Consider the following 21,328-nt stretch of genomic DNA (forward strand, 5'->3'; position numbering starts at 1 on the left):
ATGCCGTGTTCAGGCCGGCAGCCGCTATTTCGGCAGGGCGAATGCCATCACGTAATCGCCGTTCGGGGTTTCCATGAAATGGTGGCCGCCAGCCATGATCACCACGTACTGGCGCCCGTCCTGCGCGTACACCATCGGGTTGGCCTGGCCGCCCGCAGGCAACTTGGCGTGCCACAGCTCCTTGCCGGTCTTCAGGTCGATGGCACGCAGCAGGTCATCGGTGGCGGCGGCGATGAAGATCAGTCCGCTGGCAGTCACCACCGAACCACCGTTGTTCGGCGTGCCGATCTCGATCGGCAGGCCGGAACGGATGCCGAACGGCCCATTGCCGCGCGCGCTGCCAAATGGCCGATCCCACAGCAGCTTGCCGGTGCGCAGATCGATGGCACGGATGCCACCATAGGGCGGCTGCTTGCACAGCAGACCGGTGAACGGCAGCCGCCAACCGGCATTGACCTGGATGGCGTAGGGCGTGCCCACCTGCGGATCACCCGCACCTTCTGCTCCCCCCCTGTCGAACCGGATCTTCTCGCGCGGCAGCCAGCCCAGCCGGTCGGCCTCCGCGCGTGGCACCAGCCGGTTGTAGTTGGGCATGTCGTTGTAGTTGGCCACGATCACGCCGCGGCGCGTGTCGATGGACACACTGCCCCAATCCGAACCGCCGTTGTAGCCGGGGTATTCGATGGAATGGCGGTCACTGCTCGGTGGCGTGTAGAAGCCTTCGTAGTACGCCTTGCGGAACTGGATACGGCAGATCAGCTGGTCGATCGGAGTGATGCCCCACATGTCGCGCTCGGTCAGGTCATGCTCGCGGCGCAGCGTGTGGTACAGCGAGAACAACTGCGTGGGTGAGCGCTGTTCCGGTTCGACACCACCGACCGGCACCTTGCGCTCTTCGGCGGCGGTCAGCAGCTGGCCGTTGCGGCGGTCGAGGATGTAGAGGTCACCCTGCTTGGTCGGCAACAGGATCGCCGGCACCTTGCCCGCCGCCGTCGGGTAGTCGATCAGGCTGGCCTGCGAACCCAGGTCGTAATCCCACACATCCTTGCGCACGGCCTGGAAGTGCCAGGCCGGCTTGCCGGTGGCCACATCGATCGCCACCAGCGAGGTCGCATAGCGGTTCTGGCTTTCGCTGCGTGAGCCACTCCAGTAATCGCCCGCGGAATTGCCCAGCGGCAGATAGACCAGCCCCAGCGCCTCATCACCGGTCGCGGTGGTCCACATGTTCGGCGTGCCGCGCGTGTAGGTCTGCTCATGCGGCGGCAGGCCGCTGCGCTCGGGCTGGTCCATGTCCCACGCCCAGCGCAGCTTGCCGGTGATCGCGTCGTAGGCCTGGATCACGCCCGATGGCGCATCACGGCGCTGCCCATCCAGCACCTGGTGGCCAGTGACGATCACCCCGCGCACGATGGCCGGCGGCGAGGTGATCGACACGTATCCGGGGGGTACCTCGCCCATGCCCAAGGTGATGTCGACCTGGCCGTTGTTGCCGAAATTCGCGCACGGGCGGCCGCTGTCCGCATCCACCGCGATGATGCGCCCGTCCAGCGTGCCTTCGATGATGCGCGCCCAGCACGCCGGGCGACTGCCTGGTGCAGCGCTGCGGGTGGCACTGGGTGGCGGTTCCGGCAACGCCAGATCAGCAGCGACATCGGCCAATGCCGCATCGGCGAAGGTCGGCGTGGCCGGCTGCTCGTAGTAGCTCACGCCGCGGCAGGCGGCGGTGTACGGAATCGAAGCGTCCTTCACCTTCGGATCGAACCGCCACACTTCCTTGCCGCTGGCCGCATCAAGTGCGATCAGGCGGTTGCGGGCGGTACACAGGTACAGGCGGTCGCCGATCTTCAGCGGCGTGGTTTCCGCGCCCCAGCGCTTCTTCGGCATATCACCGGTACGGAACTGCCAGGCCGGCTGCAGCGTGGCCACGTTGGCCGGGGTGATCTGCCGCAGCGGCGAATAGCGGGTGGCGGCATTGCTGCGTCCCCACGCGGGCCAGTCCCCTTCGGCGGGCTGATCAGCCGGCTGCAGGCCCGTGGTATCGCGCGTAGGCTCCAGCCCGGCGCTGACCGCACCTTCCGGGAACGGCTGGTGCCCGTCCACTTCGCCGTGCGGCGTGAACGCCAATCCGAAGGCAGCGACGAACACCAGCATCAGCACGCCGGCCACGCTGCGCGACAGGCGCCGGGAGACCGGTTGGTGGAGGGTCGGCGCCAGCAGCGCCAGCACGATGCCGAGCGCAGTCACCAGGCCGAGCCGTGGTACCCAGCGCCAGTAGTCGCTGCCCGACTCCCACCAGGTCCACAGCAGCGTGCCGATGAACACCAGCGCATACAGCAGCGCGCCACTGCGGCGATTGCCGAACAACAGGAGGCCACTGGCCAGCAGGCCGGCCCCGGCGATGGCGTAGTACGCCGAGCCGCCCAGGCTGAGCAGCCACGCGCCAAGCCCGCCGATGACCAGGCCGAGCACGACCAGCAGCAGCGACAGCACGGTAACGAGAGGATGCCGGGAGGCGCGGACGGGAGCGGACTGCGGCGTGGCGGACATCGTCGATCTCCGGGGGCAGCATGCGCCGTTATCCCACCGCCTGCGTGAAGCGCGCGCGTATGTGCAGCATCCGGATACGACGACGCCGGCACGGGGCCGGCGTCGTCGGGTACCTCAGGCTCGCGGCAGGATCACTCCTGTGCGGCGTCTTCGCTGCTGGCAGCCGCCGGGGCGCCATCGGTCGTGGCCGGGGCCGGGGCGGCCACTGCCACCTCGTCCTCGTCCTCGTCGATCGAGGCGTCCATGCGCTCCACCGCCTGCAGCTTCTCGTCCTTGGACAGGCGGATCAGGGTCACGCCCTGGGTGTTGCGGCCGACGCGGCTGATTTCCGAGCCACGCGTACGCACCAGGGTGCCGCCATCGGAGATCAGCAGGACTTCGTCGCCCGACCCCATCAGCACCGCGGCGACCAGCTTGCCGTTGCGCTCGGTGGTCTGGATGCCGATCACGCCCTGCGTACCACGGCCCTTGCGCGGATAGTCCGGCAGCGGCGTGCGCTTGCCGTAGCCGTTCTCGGTGGCGGTGAGGATGTACTGCACGCTGGCGTCGTCGGCGCCGTCGATCACCGCATCGCCATTGGCGACGGCTTCCTCGACACCGTTGTCGTCCTCGTTCTCGTCCTCGATGCCACCGGCACTTTCGGCCACGATCAGGCTGACCACTTCCTCGCCGGCCGGCATCTTGATGCCGCGCACGCCGGTGGCGGTACGGCCCATCGAGCGGACCTTGTCTTCACCGAAGCGCACGGTCTTGCCGTTGGAGGCGAACAGCAGGATGTCACGCTCGCCATCGGTCAGGCCAACACCGACCAGGGCATCGCCCTCGTCGAGGTTGATCGCGATCTTGCCGCGGGCCAGGCGGAAGGCGAACTCGCTCAGCGGGGTCTTCTTGACCGTACCGTTCTTCGTGGCGAAGAACACGAACTGGCCGTCGGCGTACTCACGCACCGGCAGCACGGCCTGCACGCGTTCGCCCGGCTCCAGCGGGATCCAGTTGATGATCGGACGGCCGCGGGCGTTGGAACCGGCTTCGGGCAGCTGGTAGACCGGCAGCCAGAACACCTTGCCCGAGCTGGTGAAGGTCAGCAGCGTGTCGTGCGTGTTGACCAGCCACAGCTGTTCGATGAAATCCTCTTCCTTGGTCGCCGCCGCACTGCGGCCACGGCCACCACGGCGCTGTGCGCGGTACACGCTCACCGGCTGCCGCTTCACGTAACCGGCATGCGACACGGTGACCACCACATCTTCCGGCGCGATCAGGTCGAGGATGTCCAGGTCTTCTTCGCTGTGGCGGATTTCGGTACGACGCTCATCGCCGAATTCGGCCTTGACGTTGACCAGCTCCTCGCGGATCACCTGCAGCAGGCGGTCGGGATCTTCCAGGATGTGGATCAGCCCGGCGATCACTTCCAGCAGCTGCTTGTACTCGTCGGTCAGGCGGTCCTGCTCCAGCCCGGTCAGGCGGTGCAGGCGCATCTCCAGGATCTGGGTGGCCTGGATCTCGGTCAGCTGGTAGCCGCCCTCGATCAGGCCCACGCCCTTGGGCAGGTCTTCCGGACGCGAGGCTTCGGCACCGGCCGCACCCAGCATCGCACCGACCAGGCCCGGCTCCCACACGCGTGCCAGCATGCGCTCGCGGGCTTCGTTCGGGTTCGGCGAGGTCTTGATCAGTTCGATCATCTCGTCGATGTTGGCCAGCGCAACGGTCAGGCCTTCCAGCACGTGCGCACGGGCGCGCGCCTTGCGCAGCTCGAACACGGTGCGGCGGGTGACCACTTCGCGACGGTGGCGGACGAACGCCTCCAGCATCTGCTTGAGGTTCATCAACTGCGGGCGGCCATCGACCAGCGCCACCATGTTGATGCCGAACACCGATTCCATCTGGGTCTGCTGGTACAGGTTGTTCAGCACAACCTCGGCAGATTCACCGCGCTTGATCTCGATGTAGATGCGCATGCCGTCCTTGTCGGACTCATCGCGCAGCTCGCTGATGCCTTCGATCTTCTTTTCCTTGACCAGCTCGGCGATCTTCTCGATCAGACGCGCCTTGTTCACCTGGTAAGGAATTTCAGTGACGATGATCGATTCGCGGCCGTTGTCGGCCACTTCGATATCGGCCTTGGCACGGATGCGCACGCGGCCACGGCCGGTGCGGTAGCCGGCGACGATGCCGGCGGTGCCATTGATGATGCCGGCAGTCGGGAAGTCCGGGCCCGGGATGTATTCCATCAGGCCGTCGACATCGATCTCCGGGTTGTCGATCAGCGCGATGCAGGCGTTGATCGATTCACTCAGGTTGTGCGGCGGGATGTTGGTCGCCATGCCCACCGCGATACCGGCCGAACCATTGACCAGCAGGTTCGGGAACCGGGTCGGCATGACCGTCGGCTCCAGTTCCTTTTCATCGTAGTTGGGCTGGAAATCGACGGTTTCCTTGTCGATGTCCGCCATCAGCTCATGCGCCAGGCGCGACATGCGCGCCTCGGTGTATCGCATCGCTGCAGCGGAGTCGCCGTCGATCGAACCGAAGTTACCCTGGCCGTCGACCAGCATGTAGCGCAGCGAGAACGGCTGTGCCAGGCGCACCAGCGTGTCGTACACCGACTGATCGCCATGCGGGTGGTACTTACCGATGACGTCACCGACGATACGCGCCGACTTGAAGTAGGGCTTGTTGCTGTGCGCGTTGAGTTCGTTCATCGCGTACAGCACGCGGCGATGCACCGGCTTGAGGCCGTCGCGCGCATCCGGCAGCGCGCGGCCCACGATCACGCTCATGGCGTAATCGAGGTAGCTCTTGCGCATCTCGTCTTCCAGGTTGACCTGGATGATTTCCTTGGCGGTTTCTGCCATTCGGGTTCCGTTGTCTGGTAGCGGTCCAGTCCGGCGCAACCCCTGCGGGAGGGAGTCGTGCCGGAACCTCGATTCAACCTGTGGATACTACCACAACAGGCCGTTTTTCGCCTCCCTTTACGGGGATTTTACCGGCACAAATCAGGAACTTAGGGGGTTGCCGGCCAGCGGCCGGCACTACCGGGGGCGGAGGTAACGCCGCCCCCTCCCTTGCGCTTCAACCGCCGAAGGCGGCGCGCATGTTCTCGGCGGTCGGGTTCAGGATGACCCCGCGCTCGGTCACGATGGCGTCGATCAGCTCGCCCGGGGTGACGTCGAACACCGGGTTCCAGGCGGCAATGCCCTCGGCGACGGTACGGGTGCCACCCACGCCGTACAGCTCCCCCGGGTCGCGCTGCTCGATCTCGATCTGGCTGCCGTCCACGGTCTCCATGTCCACGGTCGAGGACGGCGCCACCACCATGAACCTGACACCGTGGTGGCGGGCGGCGATGGCCAGCTGGTAGGTGCCGATCTTGTTGGCGGTATCGCCATTGGCGCAGATGCGGTCCGCGCCCACGATCACCCATTGCACGGCGCCGGTCTTCATCAGGTGCGAGGCAGCCGAATCGGCGATCAGGGTGGCATCGATGCCATCCTGCTGCAGCTCCCACACGGTCAGGCGTGCCCCCTGCAGCCACGGCCGGGTCTCGCCGGCGAACACGCGGGCGATGCGGTGCTGGGCCATGCCGGCGCGGATCACGCCCAGCGCGGTACCGAAGCCTGCAGTGGCCAGCGAGCCGGTATTGCAGTGGGTCAGCACGCCGCTGCCGGCCTCGATCAGGCCCGCGCCCAGTGCGCCCATGTGGCGGTTGGCGGCCAGGTCTTCCTCGGCGATGGCCTGCGCTTCCGATTCCAGCAAGGCCTTCCAGTCGGCGCCGGCGGCGTTCAGGCAACGGCGCATGCGCGCCAGCGCCCAGGCCAGGTTGACCGCAGTCGGGCGCGATGCATTGAGGCGCTGCAGGGCCGGTTCCAGCTGCTGCAGGGCGTGCGCACCATCGGCGGCCTGCACGTCCCGCGCCGCCAGCACCACACCCCAGGCTGCGGCAATGCCGATGGCCGGCGCGCCACGCACGGTCAACGCGTGGATGGCGGCGGCAACCTCGTCACTGTCATGGCAGACCACATGCTCGACCACGAACGGCAGCTTGCGCTGGTCCAGCAGTTGCAGGGCATCGCCGGTCCACAGGATCGGGCGGATGTGGTCATAACGGGCGTAGTCGATGTCAGGGGCAGTGTTCATGGGCCCATTGTAGGGCCACGCCCCGCGTGGTTGGAGCCTGCCCGGGCTCAATTCACCGAGAATTCGGCGCGGCAGCCGCCGTCCACCCAGATCCCGTTGCGGCTCCAGCCCCAGGTACTGCCTTCCTCGCACGGGGTGCTGGACAACTGTTCGGTGACGACGGCGCCGACCGAAATGCTCGCCCCACAGAAGCGGCGCTTCTTCGACTTCGACTCGCAGGTCAGGCGGCGTGGCACGTCGACAAAACGACCGTCCTCGTCAGCCACTTCGAAATCGCCCTGGCAGCCACGACTGGTCCAGACTTCATTGCGCTTGTAGCCCCAGCCCTGCCCTTCGCGGCACGGCAGCACCGACAGCTGGCGCAGCAGGCGCACCGGCGCCCCGTCCAGGCGCACCGGGCAACTCTGCGGGCGGCCATTGGATTCGCAACGCACCACACGGCGGACCAGGCGCTTGCCTTCCGTTGCCGCGGGCGCTGCACCTTCGGCACGACGCGCACGGAATTCTGCGCGACAGCCAAGGGTAACCCACACGCCACTGCGGTCGGTGCCCCACTCGCTGCCACGGATGCAACTGTTGCTGGACAACTGGCGCACAAGGTCGATGCCATTGCTGACGTCGATATCGCAATGCACCCAGCCCATGTCGCGCGATTCGCAGGTCACCACTTCGCCGTCATAGCCCGCCTGCTGGGCCGACGCCGATGACGGCAGCCAGGCACCCCAGAGCGCAATGGAGTACACCGGTGCAGCGACAACCGCGAACCACTTGACCAAAGCCTTCCCCAGCAGGAATGGATGAACTGCATGCCAGTGTCCGGCATTGGCCGTGATAAGAGCATCATCCTGCTTACCGACGCAAGCGCGCAGAAACCGCGTTCCGTTCAGCCTGCGATGTTCAGCAACGCGCGAGGATCACGCGTGGGCGAAGTCGTAGGCCAACACATCGGCGATGCGTGGCGTGCGGTTCATCGCCATCAGCAGGCGATCGACACCCACCGCCACGCCGGCACACGCCGGCAACGCTGGCAATGCCGCCAGCAGCGCTTCATCCAGCGCCGGCTGCACCTGTCCACGTTCGTGGCGGCGCTGCAGGTCACGCTGGAACCGGGCGCGCTGCTCGTGGGCGTCGTTCAGTTCGTGATAGCCGTTGGCCAGCTCCACTGCCCCCAGGTACAGCTCGAAACGCTCGGCCAGCGGCGGCGTGCCCTGCCGGATGCGGGCCAGCGCGGCCTGGCTGGCCGGCCAGTCATGCACCACGGTCATGACCGCGTCATCGAAATGCGGCTGGATGTGGTGGGTCATCAACAGGTCCAGCCAGTCATCACGGGTCAACCCGACCGGGTCGATGTGCACGTCGCCAAGCGCAGCACGCAGCGCGGCTTCGTCGGCCTCGAACGGATCCACGCCCACGTGCTGCTGGAACAACTCGCGGTAACCCAGCACGCGCAGCGTCGCACGGCGTCCGACCAGGGCCAGCGCCTGGCCGACCAGCTCGGCGGTTTCCTGCACCAGCCGGTGGTGGTCCCACCCGACCCGGTACCATTCCAGCATGGTGAATTCCGGGTTGTGGCGGCCACCGGCCTCGCCATTGCGGAACACGCGGCCCAGTTCATAGCAGTCGCCCACGCCGGCCGCCAGCAGGCGCTTGAGCGGATACTCCGGCGAGGTGCGCAGCCAACGACGACGACCACCGGCATCGACATGGCCGGTGAAATCGGTATGGAAGCTGTCGATGTTTGGTTCGGTGTTGCCTGCCACCGACAGGATCGGCGTTTCCACCTCCAGCACGTCGCGCTCGGCGAAGAAGCGGCGCACCAGCGCATTGAGCGCGGCACGCTGCTGCAACGCGCGCAGCAGGGCCTCGCTCACAGGATGCCCTCCGGGCGCGGATGGTCGAGCGGCAGGGTCAGCAGATCACGTGTGTCGTCGATGTAGCCGCTGGCCAGGTACAGGCGCCGGGCCAGTTCGTTGTGGTGGTTCACCTCCAGGCGCAGGCGGCTGACGCCACGCCCGCGAGCGCGCTGTTCACAGATGGCCAGCGCCTGCTTGCCGCGACCACGACCGCGCGCGCGATGGCTCAGGTACAGCTCGTCCAGCAGCATGAAGTGCCCCCCCTGCTCCAGGCTGAAGCCCATCGCGATCACTGCGTAGCCAACCACCTCGCCCGCCTCGTCCAGCCACAGCAGCACTTCGCCATTGCGCGGATCGGCCAGCAGCGCGTCCACGCCGCGACGCACGCGGGCGTCATCGAAGTCGATCCTGTCTTCGGCGTAGAACTCGCGCATCAGCTCGATCAACAGTTCTTCGTCGGCACGGGTGGCCAGGCGGAAATCCAGCGGGGCGGTCTGCATCGGTGTTCCTTTGTGTTTCATGCCGGGCGCCAGGCACCCGGCGGGGTCATCATTCGTGTTCGGCGAGGTAGGCCAGCAGGCGGTCTTCGTCCCATACCGGCACGCCCAGCGATTGTGCTTTGTCCAGCTTGGAGCCAGCCTCGGTACCGGCCACCACGAAGCTGGTCTTCTTCGACACGCTGCCGGAGACCTTGGCACCCAGCGCTTCCAGGCGTTCCTTGGCGGCATCGCGGGTGAGCTGGGCCAGGGTGCCGGTCAGCACCACGGTCTGCCCATCCAGCGGGCCGGCCACGATCTCGGCCAGCGCCGGCGCCCTGGTCAGGATCTGCTGCATCGCCTCCTCAGCCGCCAGCAGCATCGCACCATGGCCATCGGCATCGAGCCAGTCGGCCAATCCACGCGCGGTGTCGTCCGGCAGGCCGGCGTTGACGAACTGGCCATGCTCGGCATCCAGCACCGCCTGAGCGCCCGGCAACGCAGCCGCCAGCTTCTCCGCACGCAGGCGGGTGATGCCGGGAATTTCCGATTCAACCAGCAGTTGCGCCAGATCCAGGCCTTCGCGCAGCTTGGCGCTGGGCGCGTGCACATCGCTGATGCGCACCTGCCCGACCTGCAGCAGGTCATCGATGGCCTGCTGGTTGCCCTGCTGCTCGAAGAAATGGCCGAGAGAACGCGCCACTTCGCCCCCGATGTCCGGCACGCGCTTGAACAACGGCCATGGCAGGTGGCGGATCAGCTCCAGGTCACCGAACCACTGCGCCAGCGCCTTGGCCGTGCTCTCGCCGACGTGCTCGATGCCAAGCGCGAACAGCAGGCGCTCCAGCGTGGCCGCACGGCTGGCGTCGATTGCCGCGATCAGGTTGTCGGCCCACTTGGTGGCGATCTTCTTCGTATTCCATTCGAAGCTGGCCGGCTGCGCCAGCGCCTGCGCGCGCCACGCCGGATCGTTGCCATCCAGCTTGAGCACCGCATTGAGCACCGCGCCGCTGCCTTCGGCCGGCAGGTGCAGCTTCAGCGCGGCGGCCAGTGCCGACGGATCCTCGGCGTCCAGCACCAGCTTCAGGTGCAGCAGCTGGTCGCGGTTGAGCCGGTACAGATCGGCCACGCTCCTGACGATGCCGGCGTCGACCAGGGTTTCGATGTACTTGTCGCCGAGGCCGTCGATATCCATCGCACGACGCGAAGCGAAATGGGCAATGGCCTCCTTGCGCTGCGCCGGGCAGGACAGTTCGCCCGAACAGCGCCACGCAGCTGCTCCTTCCTCGCGCACGATTTCCGAGCCGCACACCGGGCAGCGCGTCGGCATCTGCCAGGGCGTGGTGCCCTGCGGGCGGCGGTCGAGGATGACGCTGACCACTTCTGGAATCACGTCGCCAGCGCGTCGCACGATCACGCTGTCACCCACGCGCACATCCAGGCGCGCGATCTGATCGGCGTTGTGCAACGTGGCGTTGGATACGATCACGCCGGCCACCGCCACCGGCGCCAGCCGTGCGACCGGCGTGGCGGCACCGGTGCGGCCGATCTGGATCTCGATCGCTTCCACCGTGGTGCTCTGTTCCTGTGCAGGGAACTTGTGCGCGATGGCCCAGCGCGGCGCGCGCGAAACGAAGCCCATCGCCTGCTGGCCGATACGGTCATCCAGCTTGTAGACCACGCCATCGATGTCGAACGGCAGGCCATCGCGACGCTCGCCGATGTCACGGTAGTAGCCGAGCAGGCCGTCGGTGCCTTCCACCACCTTGCACAACTCGCTGACCGGAAAGCCCCAGGCACCGAGCTGGGCCAGCGTGCCCGAATGGGTGTCCGGCAACTCGCCGCCCTGCACTTCGCCGGTGCCGTAGGCGAAGAAACTCAGCCTGCGCTGCGCACTGATCTTCGGATCAAGCTGGCGCAGTGAACCGGCTGCCGCGTTGCGTGGGTTGGCCAGCACCTTGCCGCCCTGCTGGCGCGCGCGTTCGTTGTAGGCCTCGAAGTCGGCGCGCGCCATGTAGACCTCGCCACGCACCTCCAGTACGTCCGGCCAGTCCTTGCCGTGCAGGCGCTTGGGAACGTCGCCGATCTCACGCAGGTTGGCGGTCACGTCCTCGCCGGTACTGCCATCACCGCGGGTTGCGCCGAGTACGAAATGACCGTCCTCGTAGCGCAGGCTGATCGCCAGGCCATCCATCTTCGGTTCGGCCGAGAACCGCAGGCTGCGACGGCCCAGGCGCTCATCGATGCGGCGCACGAAGTCGGCCACTTCCTCATCGCTGAAGGCATTGGACAGCGACAGCATCGGCACCGCATGGCGCACTTCGGGGAAGCGGCCGGACGGGCGCGCACCGACCTGCTGGGTCGGGCTGTCGGCACGGGCCAGTTCCGGGTGCTCGCGCTCCAGCGCTTCCAGCTCGCGCACCATCCGGTCGTAGTCGACGTCGGGGATCTCCGGCGCGTCCAGCTCGTGGTAGGCGCGGTTGGCCTGGGCGATCTGCCGGCGAAGGTCTTCGGCGCGTTCGGCGGGGCTGGGGCTCATCGGGATCCGGTGGTTCTGGGATGGCCGGGGATTCTACCGCGCCCGGCTGTCACGCCCGGTAACGGCCCCGCCTTTGTAGCGTCGAGCTTGGGCGACTGGCGCTCCCCCGCCCTGGTACGTTCCGACCACTCCCCCCGCTCTGGTACGTTCCGACCACTCCCCCCGCCCTGGTACGTTCCGACCACTCCCCCGCTCTGGTACGTTCCGACCACTCCCCCGCTCTGGAAGGTACGGTGCTGCTGAATTTCAACGAATGCCCCTACGGCCCCTCGCCCGCGGCCCAGCAGGCGGCACGCGACAGCATCGCCGGTTGCGGCCGCTACCGTTTCGCACTGGCGGCTCAGGTACGTGATGCCTTCATCGAGCAGGCCCGCATCCCGGCCGACCATGTGCGCCTCTATCCGGGCTCCAGCGAACCGTTGAACCGCGCCGCCACGTTGTGGACCGGCCCGCAGGCGGGGCTGGTGGTGGCCGACCCCACCTTCGAGACCCTGGGCGAGGTCGCTGCCGCACATGGCGCGCATGTGCAGAAGGTGCCGCTGCGCAATGACGGCGCACACGACCTGCGTGCGATGGTCGCCGCCGCGCATGCGCGCCCGACCGGGCTGCTGTACGTGTGCAATCCGAACAACCCGACCGGCTCGATCAGCCCACCGGATGAGCTCGCCTGGCTGCTGGCCCACAAGCCCGCGTCCACCCGCGTGCTGGTCGACGAGGCCTACCTGCAATACAGCGAGCAGCCCAGCCTGATTGCACAGGTGACGCAGCGCGACGATCTGATCGTGCTGCGTACGTTCTCCAAGCTGTACGGCATGGCCGGCCTGCGCCTGGGCCTGGCGGCCGCACATCCCGAGCGTCTGCGCGAGCTGGCCAGCCTCGGCGACAACCCGCTGCCGGTGCCCGCGCTGGCGGCGGCGCTGGCCAGCCTGCACGATCCGCAGCTGATTCCGCTGCGTCGCCTGCAGAACGCCAGGGTTCGCCAGGCCACCATTGCATGGCTGGGCAAGCGCGGTTTCAGCTGCCTGCCGTCGGAAGCGAACTGCTTCGTGGTCGACGTGCAACGCGACGGCAGCACGTTCGCCAAGGCGATGGCCGACAACGGCGTGGTGATCGGGCGCAGCTGGCCGATCTGGCCGCAGCGCGTGCGCGTAACCGTCGGCAGCGAGGACGAGATGGCCGCGTTCCGCCGCGCGTTCGCGAAGGTGGCCGGCGTGCCGGCCTGACCCTGTTGGTGGGGGCGAACCTTGGTTCGCCCCATCCACGCATGGCGTGGACCTGCTGTTGTGGGTGCCGACCGTTGGTCGGCACACCGAAAGATGCCGTTACCAGCGCGGAGTCTTTGTCAGCGGCGGGGCCTGGTGCTGGCGGTCGTAGGCACGCAGCTCGTCACGGATGTGTGCGATGCGCTGGCGGCCCAGGGCGTTGCGGCTGTCATCCAGCACCACGCCATCCAGCAGTTCAGCCATGCGCTGCACCGTCGGCAGCATCTTCTCCCAGGCGTCCAGCGCGGTCAGCGGCGCCGGCAGGGTCAGGAAGAAGGCGATGGCCGGGGTTTCCATGGCACGGATGTTGGCCATGTCGAAGCTGCCCGGCTTCATGATGCTCGCCATCGAGAAGATCGGGCCGCGCTCGGGATGGCCTTCCACCAGACGGTGGAATACGTTCATGTGGCCGAACACCAGGCCGGTCTTCTCGGCCGCCACCACGATGTCTTCGCCGCGCAGCTGCTCGCCGGCCCGGGCGGCCACGAACAGCGAAACGATCTTGTCGAAATCCTGGGTGGCGCGCTTGCCAAGATCGCTGGCGCCCGGGTCGGTTTCGCCCAGGCCGAGTTCGGCCTGCTCGCCTTCCGTGCCCATGCCCGGTTCGACGCGGCCATCGGCCACCGTGACGCCGTCTTCGCCCAGCACCGGCTCGCGGCGCTCGCCGCTGGTCGGTTCCGCGCTGTCCACGCGGCGCCCCTGGGGCTTCTTCTTCGGACGGCCAAACAGGAAGATCGCGGCGATCAACAGCAGGCCGGCGGCCAGGATGCCGATGCGCAACAGTGCCGTGTCGGACATTCGATAGGTTCTCCGGCTAGTTCATTCAGGTAACTAGGATGGCACGTCAGGCCGCGCCCGCCAATCGCGCGGCTTCTTCCAGGTCCACGCTGACCAGGCGGCTGACGCCCGGTTCGCGCATGGTCACGCCCGACAGCTGGTGCGCGGCTTCCATCGTCGCCTTGTTGTGGCTGACGAACAGGAACTGCACCTTTTCGCTCATTTCCTTGACCATGTTGGCCAGCCGGCCGACGTTGGCTTCGTCCAGCGGTGCGTCCACCTCGTCCAGCAGGCAGAACGGCGCGGGGTTCAGCTGGAAGATGGCGAACACCAGCGCCACCGCGGTCATCGCCTTCTCGCCGCCGGACAGCAGCGAGATGCTGGACACGCGCTTGCCCGGCGGGCGCGCCATGATGGTCACACCGGTGTCGAGCAGGTCTTCACCGGTCAGTTCCAGGTAGGCGTGGCCGCCACCGAACAGGCGCGGGTACAGCGCCTGCACGCCGGCGTTGACGCGGTCGAAGGTGTCCTTGAAGCGGCCGCGGGTTTCGCGGTCGATCTTGCGGATGGCATCCTCAAGGGTTTCCAGCGCCGTGGTCAGGTCCATGTGCTGCGAATCCAGGTAGTCCGAACGCTGCGAGGCCTCGCCGTACTCGTGGATGGCGGCCAGGTTGACCGGCTCCAGCCGGCGCATGCGGCCATCGATCTGGTGCACGGCCTGCTCCCAGTCGCCCAGGCGGGCGTCCTCGGGCAATGCGTTGAGCACGTCCTGCAGCACGAAACCGGCCTTCTCCACCGCGCCCTGCAGGGTGTCCGCGCTGAGCACCAGCGCCTGCTGGTCCAGCTTGCGCTGCGAAATACGTTCGCGCTGGGCCAGCGCCTGTTCGTCACGCTGGTGGCGGGTCTGCTCGTAATTGCGCAGCTCGGCGTCGATGCCGTCCAGCAACGTGCGCGCTTCGGTCAGCACGCGATCCGCCCGCACGCGCTCCTCCAATGCATTCTGGTGCTCGGCCTGCAGCGATTCGACCGGCGAATCCCCTTCGTCCAGCTGTGAATGCAGTTCGCCCAGTCGCGAATCCAACTGCCCGCGCTGGGTACCCATGCGCTCCAACGCCTGGCTCAGTGAAGCCAGCTGCGCACGCTGCGATTCCAGGGTCAGGGCCAGCGAATGCGAGCGCTCACGCACCGCACGTGCAGCATCGCGTGCCAGGTCGCGCGCCTCGGTCAGCTGGCGGCGCTCGCCCTCCAGCCGCTGCCGGGTCGATTCCAGGTCACCCATGCTGCTGACCGCGTTCTCCAACCGCGAGCGCGCTTCACGCGCCTGCTCGTTGTTGGCTTCCAGCGTTTCCTGCAGCTGCTTCAGTTCGCCTTCGATGCGGTCGATGCGCGTGCGCGCCGCTTCCACCTTGCCCTGCTGGCCCTGCAACTGGCCCGCCAGTTCAGAGACCGCACGATGGGCCTGGTACAGCGCACGCTGCGCGTCTTCGCGCTGCTGCTCGGCGGCGTGCAGCTGCTCACGGAATCCACTCAGCTGCTCTTCCAGCTCGGCCTCGCGGTCCTGCAGCTGCTCGATCTGCTCACGCAGTTCATTGATCTCACGTTCGCGCAGCAGCGCGCCCTGCTGGGCTGCACCGGAGCGCGATACGCGCAGCCAACCCTGGCCCAGGCGCTCGCCGCTCTGGGTGATGATCGAATCGCCTTCCGGAAGGCTGCCCTGCAACGCCTTCGCTTCGGAAAGGTCCTTGGCTGCATGCAGGTGTGCCAGCAGGCGACGGATCGCTGCCGGGCCACGTACGCGGGCGGCCAGCGAGGTCGGCGCGACCTTCAGGTCCGCGCCATCGTTGGCGACCAGTGCAATGTGGCCCTCGCCGAGTTCGCCCAGCGCGTCGACCAGGCTGGCCGGGTCATCGACCAGTACACCTTCGATCAACTGGCCGAGCGCGCTTTCCACCGCATTTTCCCAGCCGGCATCGACGTCCAGGCGTTCGCCGACACGCGCCGCCGAATCCAGCCCGCGCGCCTTCAGCCAGGCCACGGCCGCACCCTGCTCCTGGCCCAGCGCGGCCTGCTGCAGGGTTTCCAGCGAGGCCAGGCGGCCACGCAGGCCGTTGGCCTGCTTGCGCAGTTCGGCCAGTTCGTTCTGGCCATTGCGCTGCTGTTCCTGCACCGCCGCCACGCCCTGCTTGCGCAGTTCGACGTCTTCGCTCAATTCATCCAGCGCGGTCTTCTGCGTGTCGTGCTGCAGGTGCAGCTGCTCGAAGGCTTCCTCCAGCGCGTCCACGTCCAGCCCGGCGCGCTCGGCGGCCAGCGCTTCGCGACGCCGATCAGCGTCGAGGATCTGCTTGTCCAGGTAGTCCACGCGCGTACGCTCGACATCGCCGGCGCGCGAGGCCTCCGAACTCTGCGAAGTGTGCTGTTCCCAGCGCTGCTGCCAGCTGGCCAGCCGGTCTTCGGCCTCGCGCAGGCTTTCCTGCTTGATCTCGTTTTCTTCCTGCAGCTCCTCCAGCTGCGGGGTGGCGGCCTCGACCGACTCGCGCAGCACCCTCAGCTTGGCCTCGTCGCCGCTGATGTGCTGGCCCAGTTCGGCCAGTGCCTGGCGGGTCTCGTCACGCGCCTTGTGCAGGCGCTGCGACAGCTCGCGCTGGTGCTGGATCTGCTGTTCCAGGCGCGCCAGCGTGCTGCCGACCTGGTAGACCGCAGCCTGCGCGGTGTTGAGCGCATCGGCGGCCTCTTCACGTCGAACGCGCGAGGTCTCGATGCGGGCCTCGGCGTCACGCTGGTCGGCGATCAGCTGCTGCAGCTTGGTCTCTTCCTGCGACAGCCCTTCGCGCAGCTTGGACAGGCGACCGTCCAACCCGCGGAACTCCAGGGCCTTCCACTCGGCATCCTTGACCCGGCGCTCTTCCTGCAGCGCCTGGTACTGCTCGGCCTGCTTGGCCTGGCGCTTGAGGTGTTCGAGCTGCTTGCTGATCTCGTCGCGCAGGTCGCCCAGCCGGTCCAGGTTCTCGCGGGTGTGGCGGATACGGGTCTCGGTCTCCTTGCGGCGCTCCTTGTACTTGGAGATGCCGGCTGCCTCTTCCAGGTACACGCGCAGGTCTTCCGGGCGCGCCTCGATGATCTGGCTGATCATGCCCTGCTCGATGATCGAGTAGCTGCGCGGGCCCAGGCCGGTGCCGAGGAACAGGTCGGTGATGTCGCGGCGGCGGCACTTGGTGCCGTTGAGGTAATAGTTGCTGGTGCCGTCGCGGCTGACCGTGCGCTTGACCGAGATTTCGTTGAACGAGGCGTACTCGCCCGAGATCGTGTGGTCGGAGTTGTCGAAGATCAGCTCGACGGTGGCCTGCGAGACCGGCTTGCGGGCATTGGAACCGGAGAAGATCACGTCGGTCAGCGAGTCGCCGCGCAGGCGGCTGGCCGAGCTCTCGCCCATGACCCAGCGCACGGCGTCGATGATGTTCGACTTGCCGCAGCCATTGGGCCCCACCACGCCGGTCATGTTGGTCGGCAGGTGCAGGGTGGTCGGATCGACGAACGACTTGAAGCCGGACAGCTTGATCGTGGAAAGACGCATAGGGGTTCCGGACTGGGGCCGGCAAGCGGCCTGCGTTTACCCTCCAAGCCATTGATCCTGTTGGGATCGATGCCCGTGGAACGGGTGTGACGCCCTGAGTATACCGATGTGGCCGTGTTCTACGAATGGGCGTGGAACATTGTCCAGCCCCACCCCGCCGGCCGGCCGTGGCCCGATGCCACGAAACGGAGCCATAAAACAAAACGGGCACCCTTGCGGGCGCCCGTTCTGCGGTGATTCCAGGCCTTGCGGCGTGGGATCAGGCTTCGGCGACGACGACGACCTTGACGGTGGTCTCGACGTCGGCGTGCAGGTGGACCAGCACGTCGTATTCGCCGATGTTGCGGAAGGCGCCTTCGCCCAGGATGACTTCGCTCTTGCTGACCGGCAGGCCGGCAGCGGTGAAGGCATCGGCGATTTCGCGGGCGCCGACCGAGCCGTACAGCTTGCCTTCGGTCGAAGCGTTGGCCGGGATGGTCACGCTCGCGCCGTCCAGCTTGGCCTTGCGGGCGTCAGCGTCGGCGTGGATGGCCTGGGCCTTGGCTTCGTATTCGGCGCGCTTGGCTTCGAACTCGGCCTTGTTGCTCTCGGTGGCCGGAACGGCCTTGCCCTGCGGCACGAGGAAGTTACGGCCGTAGCCCGGCTTCACGTCGACCAGGTCGCCCAGGTTGCCGAGGTTGGTGACTTTCTGCAGGAGGATCAGCTGCATGGTATTGCTCCAGATGAGTTATTCGTTAGCGAGGCGATGCCCCGCAACAAAGGCTGTCCGAATAGCTGGCACAGCGGGGGCGGCGCCGGGCCGCCCCGCCGGGCATCAGACGTCGTGGTTGTCGGTGTACGGGATCAGGGCCAGGAAGCGAGCGCGCTTGACAGCGGTCGCCAGCTGGCGCTGGTACTTCGACTTGGTACCGGTGACGCGGCTCGGCACGATCTTGCCGTTCTCGGTCAGGTACTGGCGCAGGGTGTTGAGATCCTTGTAGTCGATCTCCTTCACACCTTCAGCCGTGAACTTGCAGAACTTGCGGCGACGGAAGAACTTGGACATGGGAAGGCTCCTTAGGCGGCGGAAGCGGCGTCGTCGCCGGCTTCGTTGTCAGCGGTGGTGGTGGACTCGCCTTCTTCGTCGTCACGACGACGGCGCTCACCGCGCTCCGGCTTGTCACCCTTCTCGTCCTTGCTCTTCATGATCAGCGACTGCTCGGTGTCAGCCTCGTCACGCTTGATGACCAGATTGCGCAGCACGGCGTCGTTGAAGCGGAAGCTTTCGGTCAGTTCGTTCAGAACGGCCTGGTCGGCTTCGATGTTCATCAGCACGTAGTGGGCCTTCACCAGGTTCTGGATCGGGTACGCCAGCTGGCGGCGGCCCCAGTCTTCCAGACGGTGGATGGTGCCGTTGCCGTTCTCGACCAGCGACTTGTAGCGCTCGATCATGGCCGGGACCTGCTCGCTCTGGTCCGGGTGGACCATGAACACGATTTCGTAATGACGACTCATGTTTTTTCTACCTTTCGGATGTGGCCTTGCGGCCGGACAGCCCCCCGCCGTTGAGACCGCGGTGGGGCAAGGATTCCCGCCAGGAAGGCAGGAAGCCGCGCATTATGGCGCAGATGGGGTGGCCGGGCAACCGGCAGGCCACAGGGCAACCTGAACCGGGCTACCCCAGATCCACATGAAGGCGGTGCTGGCCGCATTCCAGGCACTGGAACAGGCAGCCAATCATCTCCCCGTCCCGGCTCAGGTGTTCCAGCACCCAGTCGGCGTCGCGCGGGTTGACCTCAACCACGTCGGGCCGGACCTCGTCGAGGATGGGCTGGAGGTCCTCGCTACCGGCGTCGCCGAGGAAGGCGCAGGGCCGTTCGCAATGGCTCAACCAGACCGATTGCTGCCAGGACGAGTAGCCCGGGGTGCGCTCGCAGATCTCCAGCAGCAGCTCACGGGCGATGGTCGGCGGCGGATCGGCCGGATCCGGGGATACCCCCTCGATATCGCTCCAGCCGGTGAATTCCCCCTCGTAACTGGCCGCTGCCCTGCCATCGGCGATACACCAGGGGCACAGGTAATCGGGACGCAGAGGCGTGTAGAACGGCCCCCGGTAACGAAGCGTCCGCGGTTGCCCGCAGCAGTCACAGACCCCGTCGACCTCGTCGAAGGAGAGGGCGTAGGCGTTGGGGTGATAGATAAAAGCCGGTCGTTCCATCCGTGGGATCCCTGCCGAGCCCAGCGTGCCGACCAAGGTCGGCACCTGCCAGAGCACGCCTTGTCAGCGCAGGGCCACGCCCGGTGGCCGGCCCTCAGGCCTTGTCGGCGTCGGTGGTGAAGCTTTCGCCGCAGCCACACTCGGCGGTGGCGTTCGGGTTGCTGAACGTGAACGTCTCGCTCAGGCCGTGCTTGCCGAAGTCGATCACGGTGCCGTCCACCAGCGCCAGGCTCTTGGCATCGACGTAGATCTTCACGCCGTCCTGGTCGAACACGGTATCGCCCTCGCGCTCGTCGCGGGCCAGGTCGGTCACGTGACCCCAGCCGGAGCAGCCGGTCTTGGTCACGCCGAAACGCAGGCCCAGCGCGCCGGGGGTCTGGGCGACAAAGCGCTGCACGCGCTCGAAGGCAATGGGGGTCAGGCTGACGGCCATGGGGTTACTCCAGAGGTACGTGGACATTATAAGGAGCCGTTGCCACGAAAAATGCCTCGCAAGCAGAACGCTGCAACCGGTAAACTCCCGTGTTCACAGATCGAGTCGATCAGCAGAGGATTCAAGTCATGACGGTGGTCAGCGTTGAACATGCGCTTGCCGGGAAGATCCCGGAAGGCGGCGAAGTCACGGTACGCGGATGGGTGCGCACGGTGCGCGGTTCAGCGAATCTGGCCTTCGTGAATGTGAGCGACGGCTCCTGCTTCGCCCCGATCCAGGTCGTGGCCGGCGACAGCCTGGCCAACTTCGATGAGATCAAGCGCCTGACCAGCGGCTGCTCGGTCATCGCCACCGGCACGCTTGTGAAGTCGCAGGGCAAGGGCCAGTCGTTCGAGATCCAGGCCAGCGCGCTGGAAGTGGTTGGCTGGGTCGAAGACCCGCTGACCTACCCGATCCAGCCCAAGCCGATGTCGCCGGAGTTCCTGCGCGAGGTGGCGCACCTGCGCCCGCGCACCAACCTGTTCGGCGCGGTCACCCGCATCCGCAACTGCCTGGCCCAGGCGGTGCACCGCTTCTTCCACGAGAACGGCTTCAACTGGATCAGCACCCCGATCATCACCACCTCCGACGCCGAAGGCGCCGGCCAGATGTTCCGCGTGTCCACCCTGGACATGGTGAACCTGCCGCGTGACGAGAAGGGCGCGATCGATTTCAGCCGCGACTTCTTCGGCAAGGAAACGTTCCTGACCGTGTCCGGCCAGCTGAACGTCGAGGCTTACTGCCTGGCACTGAGCAAGGTCTACACCTTCGGCCCGACCTTCCGCGCCGAGAACAGCCACACCACCCGCCACCTGGCGGAGTTCTGGATGATCGAGCCGGAAATAGCCTTCGCCGACCTGGCCGAAGACGCGCGCCTGGCCGAAGAATTCCTGAAGTACCTGTTCCGCGCGGTGCTGAACGAGCGCGGCGACGACCTGGCCTTCATCGCCGAGCGCGTGGACAAGAACGCGATCACCAAGCTGGAAGACTTCATCAATGCGCCGTTCGAGCGCATCGACTACACCGATGCGGTCAGCCTGCTGCAGAAGTCCGGCAAGAAGTTCGACTTCCCGGTCGAATGGGGCCTGGACCTGCAGACCGAGCACGAGCGCTGGCTGACCGAGGAACACGTCGGCCGCCCGGTGGTGGTGACCAACTACCCGGAACACATCAAGGCCTTCTACATGCGCCTGAACGACGACGGCAGGACCGTCGCCGCGATGGACGTGCTGGCCCCGGGCATCGGCGAGATCATCGGTGGCAGCCAGCGCGAAGAACGCCTGGACGTGCTGGACGCGCGCATGGCCCAGTTCGGCCTGGACCGTGAGCACTACAGCTGGTACCGCGATTTCCGCCGTTATGGTTCGGTGCCGCACGCCGGCTTCGGCCTCGGCTTCGAACGCCTGGTGGTGTACGTCTGCGGCCTGTCCAACATCCGCGATGCGATCCCCTACCCGCGCGCCCCGGGCAGCGCGGACTTCTAAGCCCCACACGACCACG

At 66.9% G+C, this 21,328-nt stretch carries 15 protein-coding genes and 1 pseudogene; 2 read left to right on the forward strand and 14 right to left on the reverse strand.

The genetic code is table 11. The features are described 5' to 3' along the window. Positions 1-24: 24 nt before the first annotated feature. From CCR98_RS13375 to ligA, 7 genes are all read right to left on the reverse strand, one after another. Positions 25-2,547, reverse strand: coding sequence for a membrane-bound PQQ-dependent dehydrogenase, glucose/quinate/shikimate family (locus CCR98_RS13375; RefSeq protein WP_087923011.1), 2,523 nt, complete (start codon positions 2,545-2,547; stop codon positions 25-27). Positions 2,548-2,678: 131 nt separating this feature from the next. After that, positions 2,679-5,399: a DNA gyrase subunit A gene (gene gyrA / locus CCR98_RS13380; RefSeq protein ID WP_087923012.1), complete on the reverse strand. Its 2,721-nt coding sequence runs from the start codon at positions 5,397-5,399 to the stop codon at positions 2,679-2,681. 217 nt (positions 5,400-5,616) lie between these two features. Next, positions 5,617-6,681, reverse strand: a complete 1,065-nt coding sequence (mtnA, locus tag CCR98_RS13385; protein WP_087923013.1) for an S-methyl-5-thioribose-1-phosphate isomerase — start codon at positions 6,679-6,681, stop codon at positions 5,617-5,619. Positions 6,682-6,728: 47 nt separating this feature from the next. Beyond that, positions 6,729-7,457, reverse strand: coding sequence for a DUF3011 domain-containing protein (locus CCR98_RS13390; protein WP_087923014.1), 729 nt, complete (start codon positions 7,455-7,457; stop codon positions 6,729-6,731). A gap of 138 nt (positions 7,458-7,595) precedes the next feature. Next, the gene (gene epmA, locus CCR98_RS13395) at positions 7,596-8,552 is read right to left on the reverse strand and encodes an EF-P lysine aminoacylase EpmA (protein ID WP_087923015.1); all 957 of its coding nucleotides are present in this window, start codon (positions 8,550-8,552) and stop codon (positions 7,596-7,598) included. Further along, positions 8,549-9,034, reverse strand: a complete 486-nt coding sequence (locus CCR98_RS13400) for a GNAT family N-acetyltransferase (RefSeq protein ID WP_014037728.1) — start codon at positions 9,032-9,034, stop codon at positions 8,549-8,551. Before CCR98_RS13400 ends, epmA begins: the two co-directional genes overlap by 4 nt. A 49-nt stretch (positions 9,035-9,083) precedes the next feature. Then, positions 9,084-11,555, reverse strand: coding sequence for an NAD-dependent DNA ligase LigA (ligA, locus tag CCR98_RS13405; protein ID WP_198361093.1), 2,472 nt, complete (start codon positions 11,553-11,555; stop codon positions 9,084-9,086). 209 nt (positions 11,556-11,764) lie between these two features. On the opposite strand from ligA, the pseudogene CCR98_RS13410 reads away from it, so the two are divergent. Then, positions 11,765-12,772 (forward strand): annotated as a pseudogene (locus CCR98_RS13410) (pyridoxal phosphate-dependent aminotransferase); the annotation flags it as partial. Between the two features lie 99 nt (positions 12,773-12,871). On the opposite strand, the gene zipA reads toward CCR98_RS13410, so the two are convergent. From zipA to CCR98_RS13445, 7 genes are all read right to left on the reverse strand, one after another. Then, positions 12,872-13,609, reverse strand: a complete 738-nt coding sequence (zipA, locus tag CCR98_RS13415) for a cell division protein ZipA (RefSeq protein ID WP_087923017.1) — start codon at positions 13,607-13,609, stop codon at positions 12,872-12,874. 46 nt (positions 13,610-13,655) lie between these two features. After that, positions 13,656-17,159 carry a chromosome segregation protein SMC gene (gene smc, locus CCR98_RS13420; protein ID WP_087923018.1) on the reverse strand — a complete coding sequence of 1,168 codons (3,504 nt, stop codon included), beginning with the start codon at positions 17,157-17,159 and terminating at the stop codon, positions 13,656-13,658. A gap of 259 nt (positions 17,160-17,418) precedes the next feature. Beyond that, positions 17,419-17,868, reverse strand: a complete 450-nt coding sequence (gene rplI, locus CCR98_RS13425; protein ID WP_087923019.1) for a 50S ribosomal protein L9 — start codon at positions 17,866-17,868, stop codon at positions 17,419-17,421. A gap of 105 nt (positions 17,869-17,973) precedes the next feature. Beyond that, complete coding sequence (rpsR, locus tag CCR98_RS13430; RefSeq protein ID WP_002804494.1) at positions 17,974-18,204, reverse strand: 30S ribosomal protein S18; 231 nt, start codon at positions 18,202-18,204, stop codon at positions 17,974-17,976. Between the two features lie 11 nt (positions 18,205-18,215). Next, positions 18,216-18,653, reverse strand: a complete 438-nt coding sequence (rpsF, locus tag CCR98_RS13435) for a 30S ribosomal protein S6 (RefSeq protein WP_006452997.1) — start codon at positions 18,651-18,653, stop codon at positions 18,216-18,218. A 160-nt stretch (positions 18,654-18,813) separates the two neighbouring features. After that, a complete protein-coding gene (locus CCR98_RS13440) occupies positions 18,814-19,356 on the reverse strand; it encodes a CbrC family protein (RefSeq protein ID WP_087923020.1) in 543 nt (180 codons plus the stop codon). A 94-nt stretch (positions 19,357-19,450) separates the two neighbouring features. Beyond that, positions 19,451-19,789, reverse strand: a complete 339-nt coding sequence (locus CCR98_RS13445) for an iron-sulfur cluster assembly accessory protein (RefSeq protein ID WP_006452998.1) — start codon at positions 19,787-19,789, stop codon at positions 19,451-19,453. Between the two features lie 128 nt (positions 19,790-19,917). Here CCR98_RS13445 and asnS point away from each other — a divergent pair, with 128 nt between their 5' ends. Then, positions 19,918-21,312: an asparagine--tRNA ligase gene (gene asnS / locus CCR98_RS13450; protein WP_014037736.1), complete on the forward strand. Its 1,395-nt coding sequence runs from the start codon at positions 19,918-19,920 to the stop codon at positions 21,310-21,312. Positions 21,313-21,328: the final 16 nt, after the last annotated feature.

Source organism: Stenotrophomonas sp. WZN-1, assembly GCF_002192255.1.
GTDB lineage: Bacteria > Pseudomonadota > Gammaproteobacteria > Xanthomonadales > Xanthomonadaceae > Stenotrophomonas.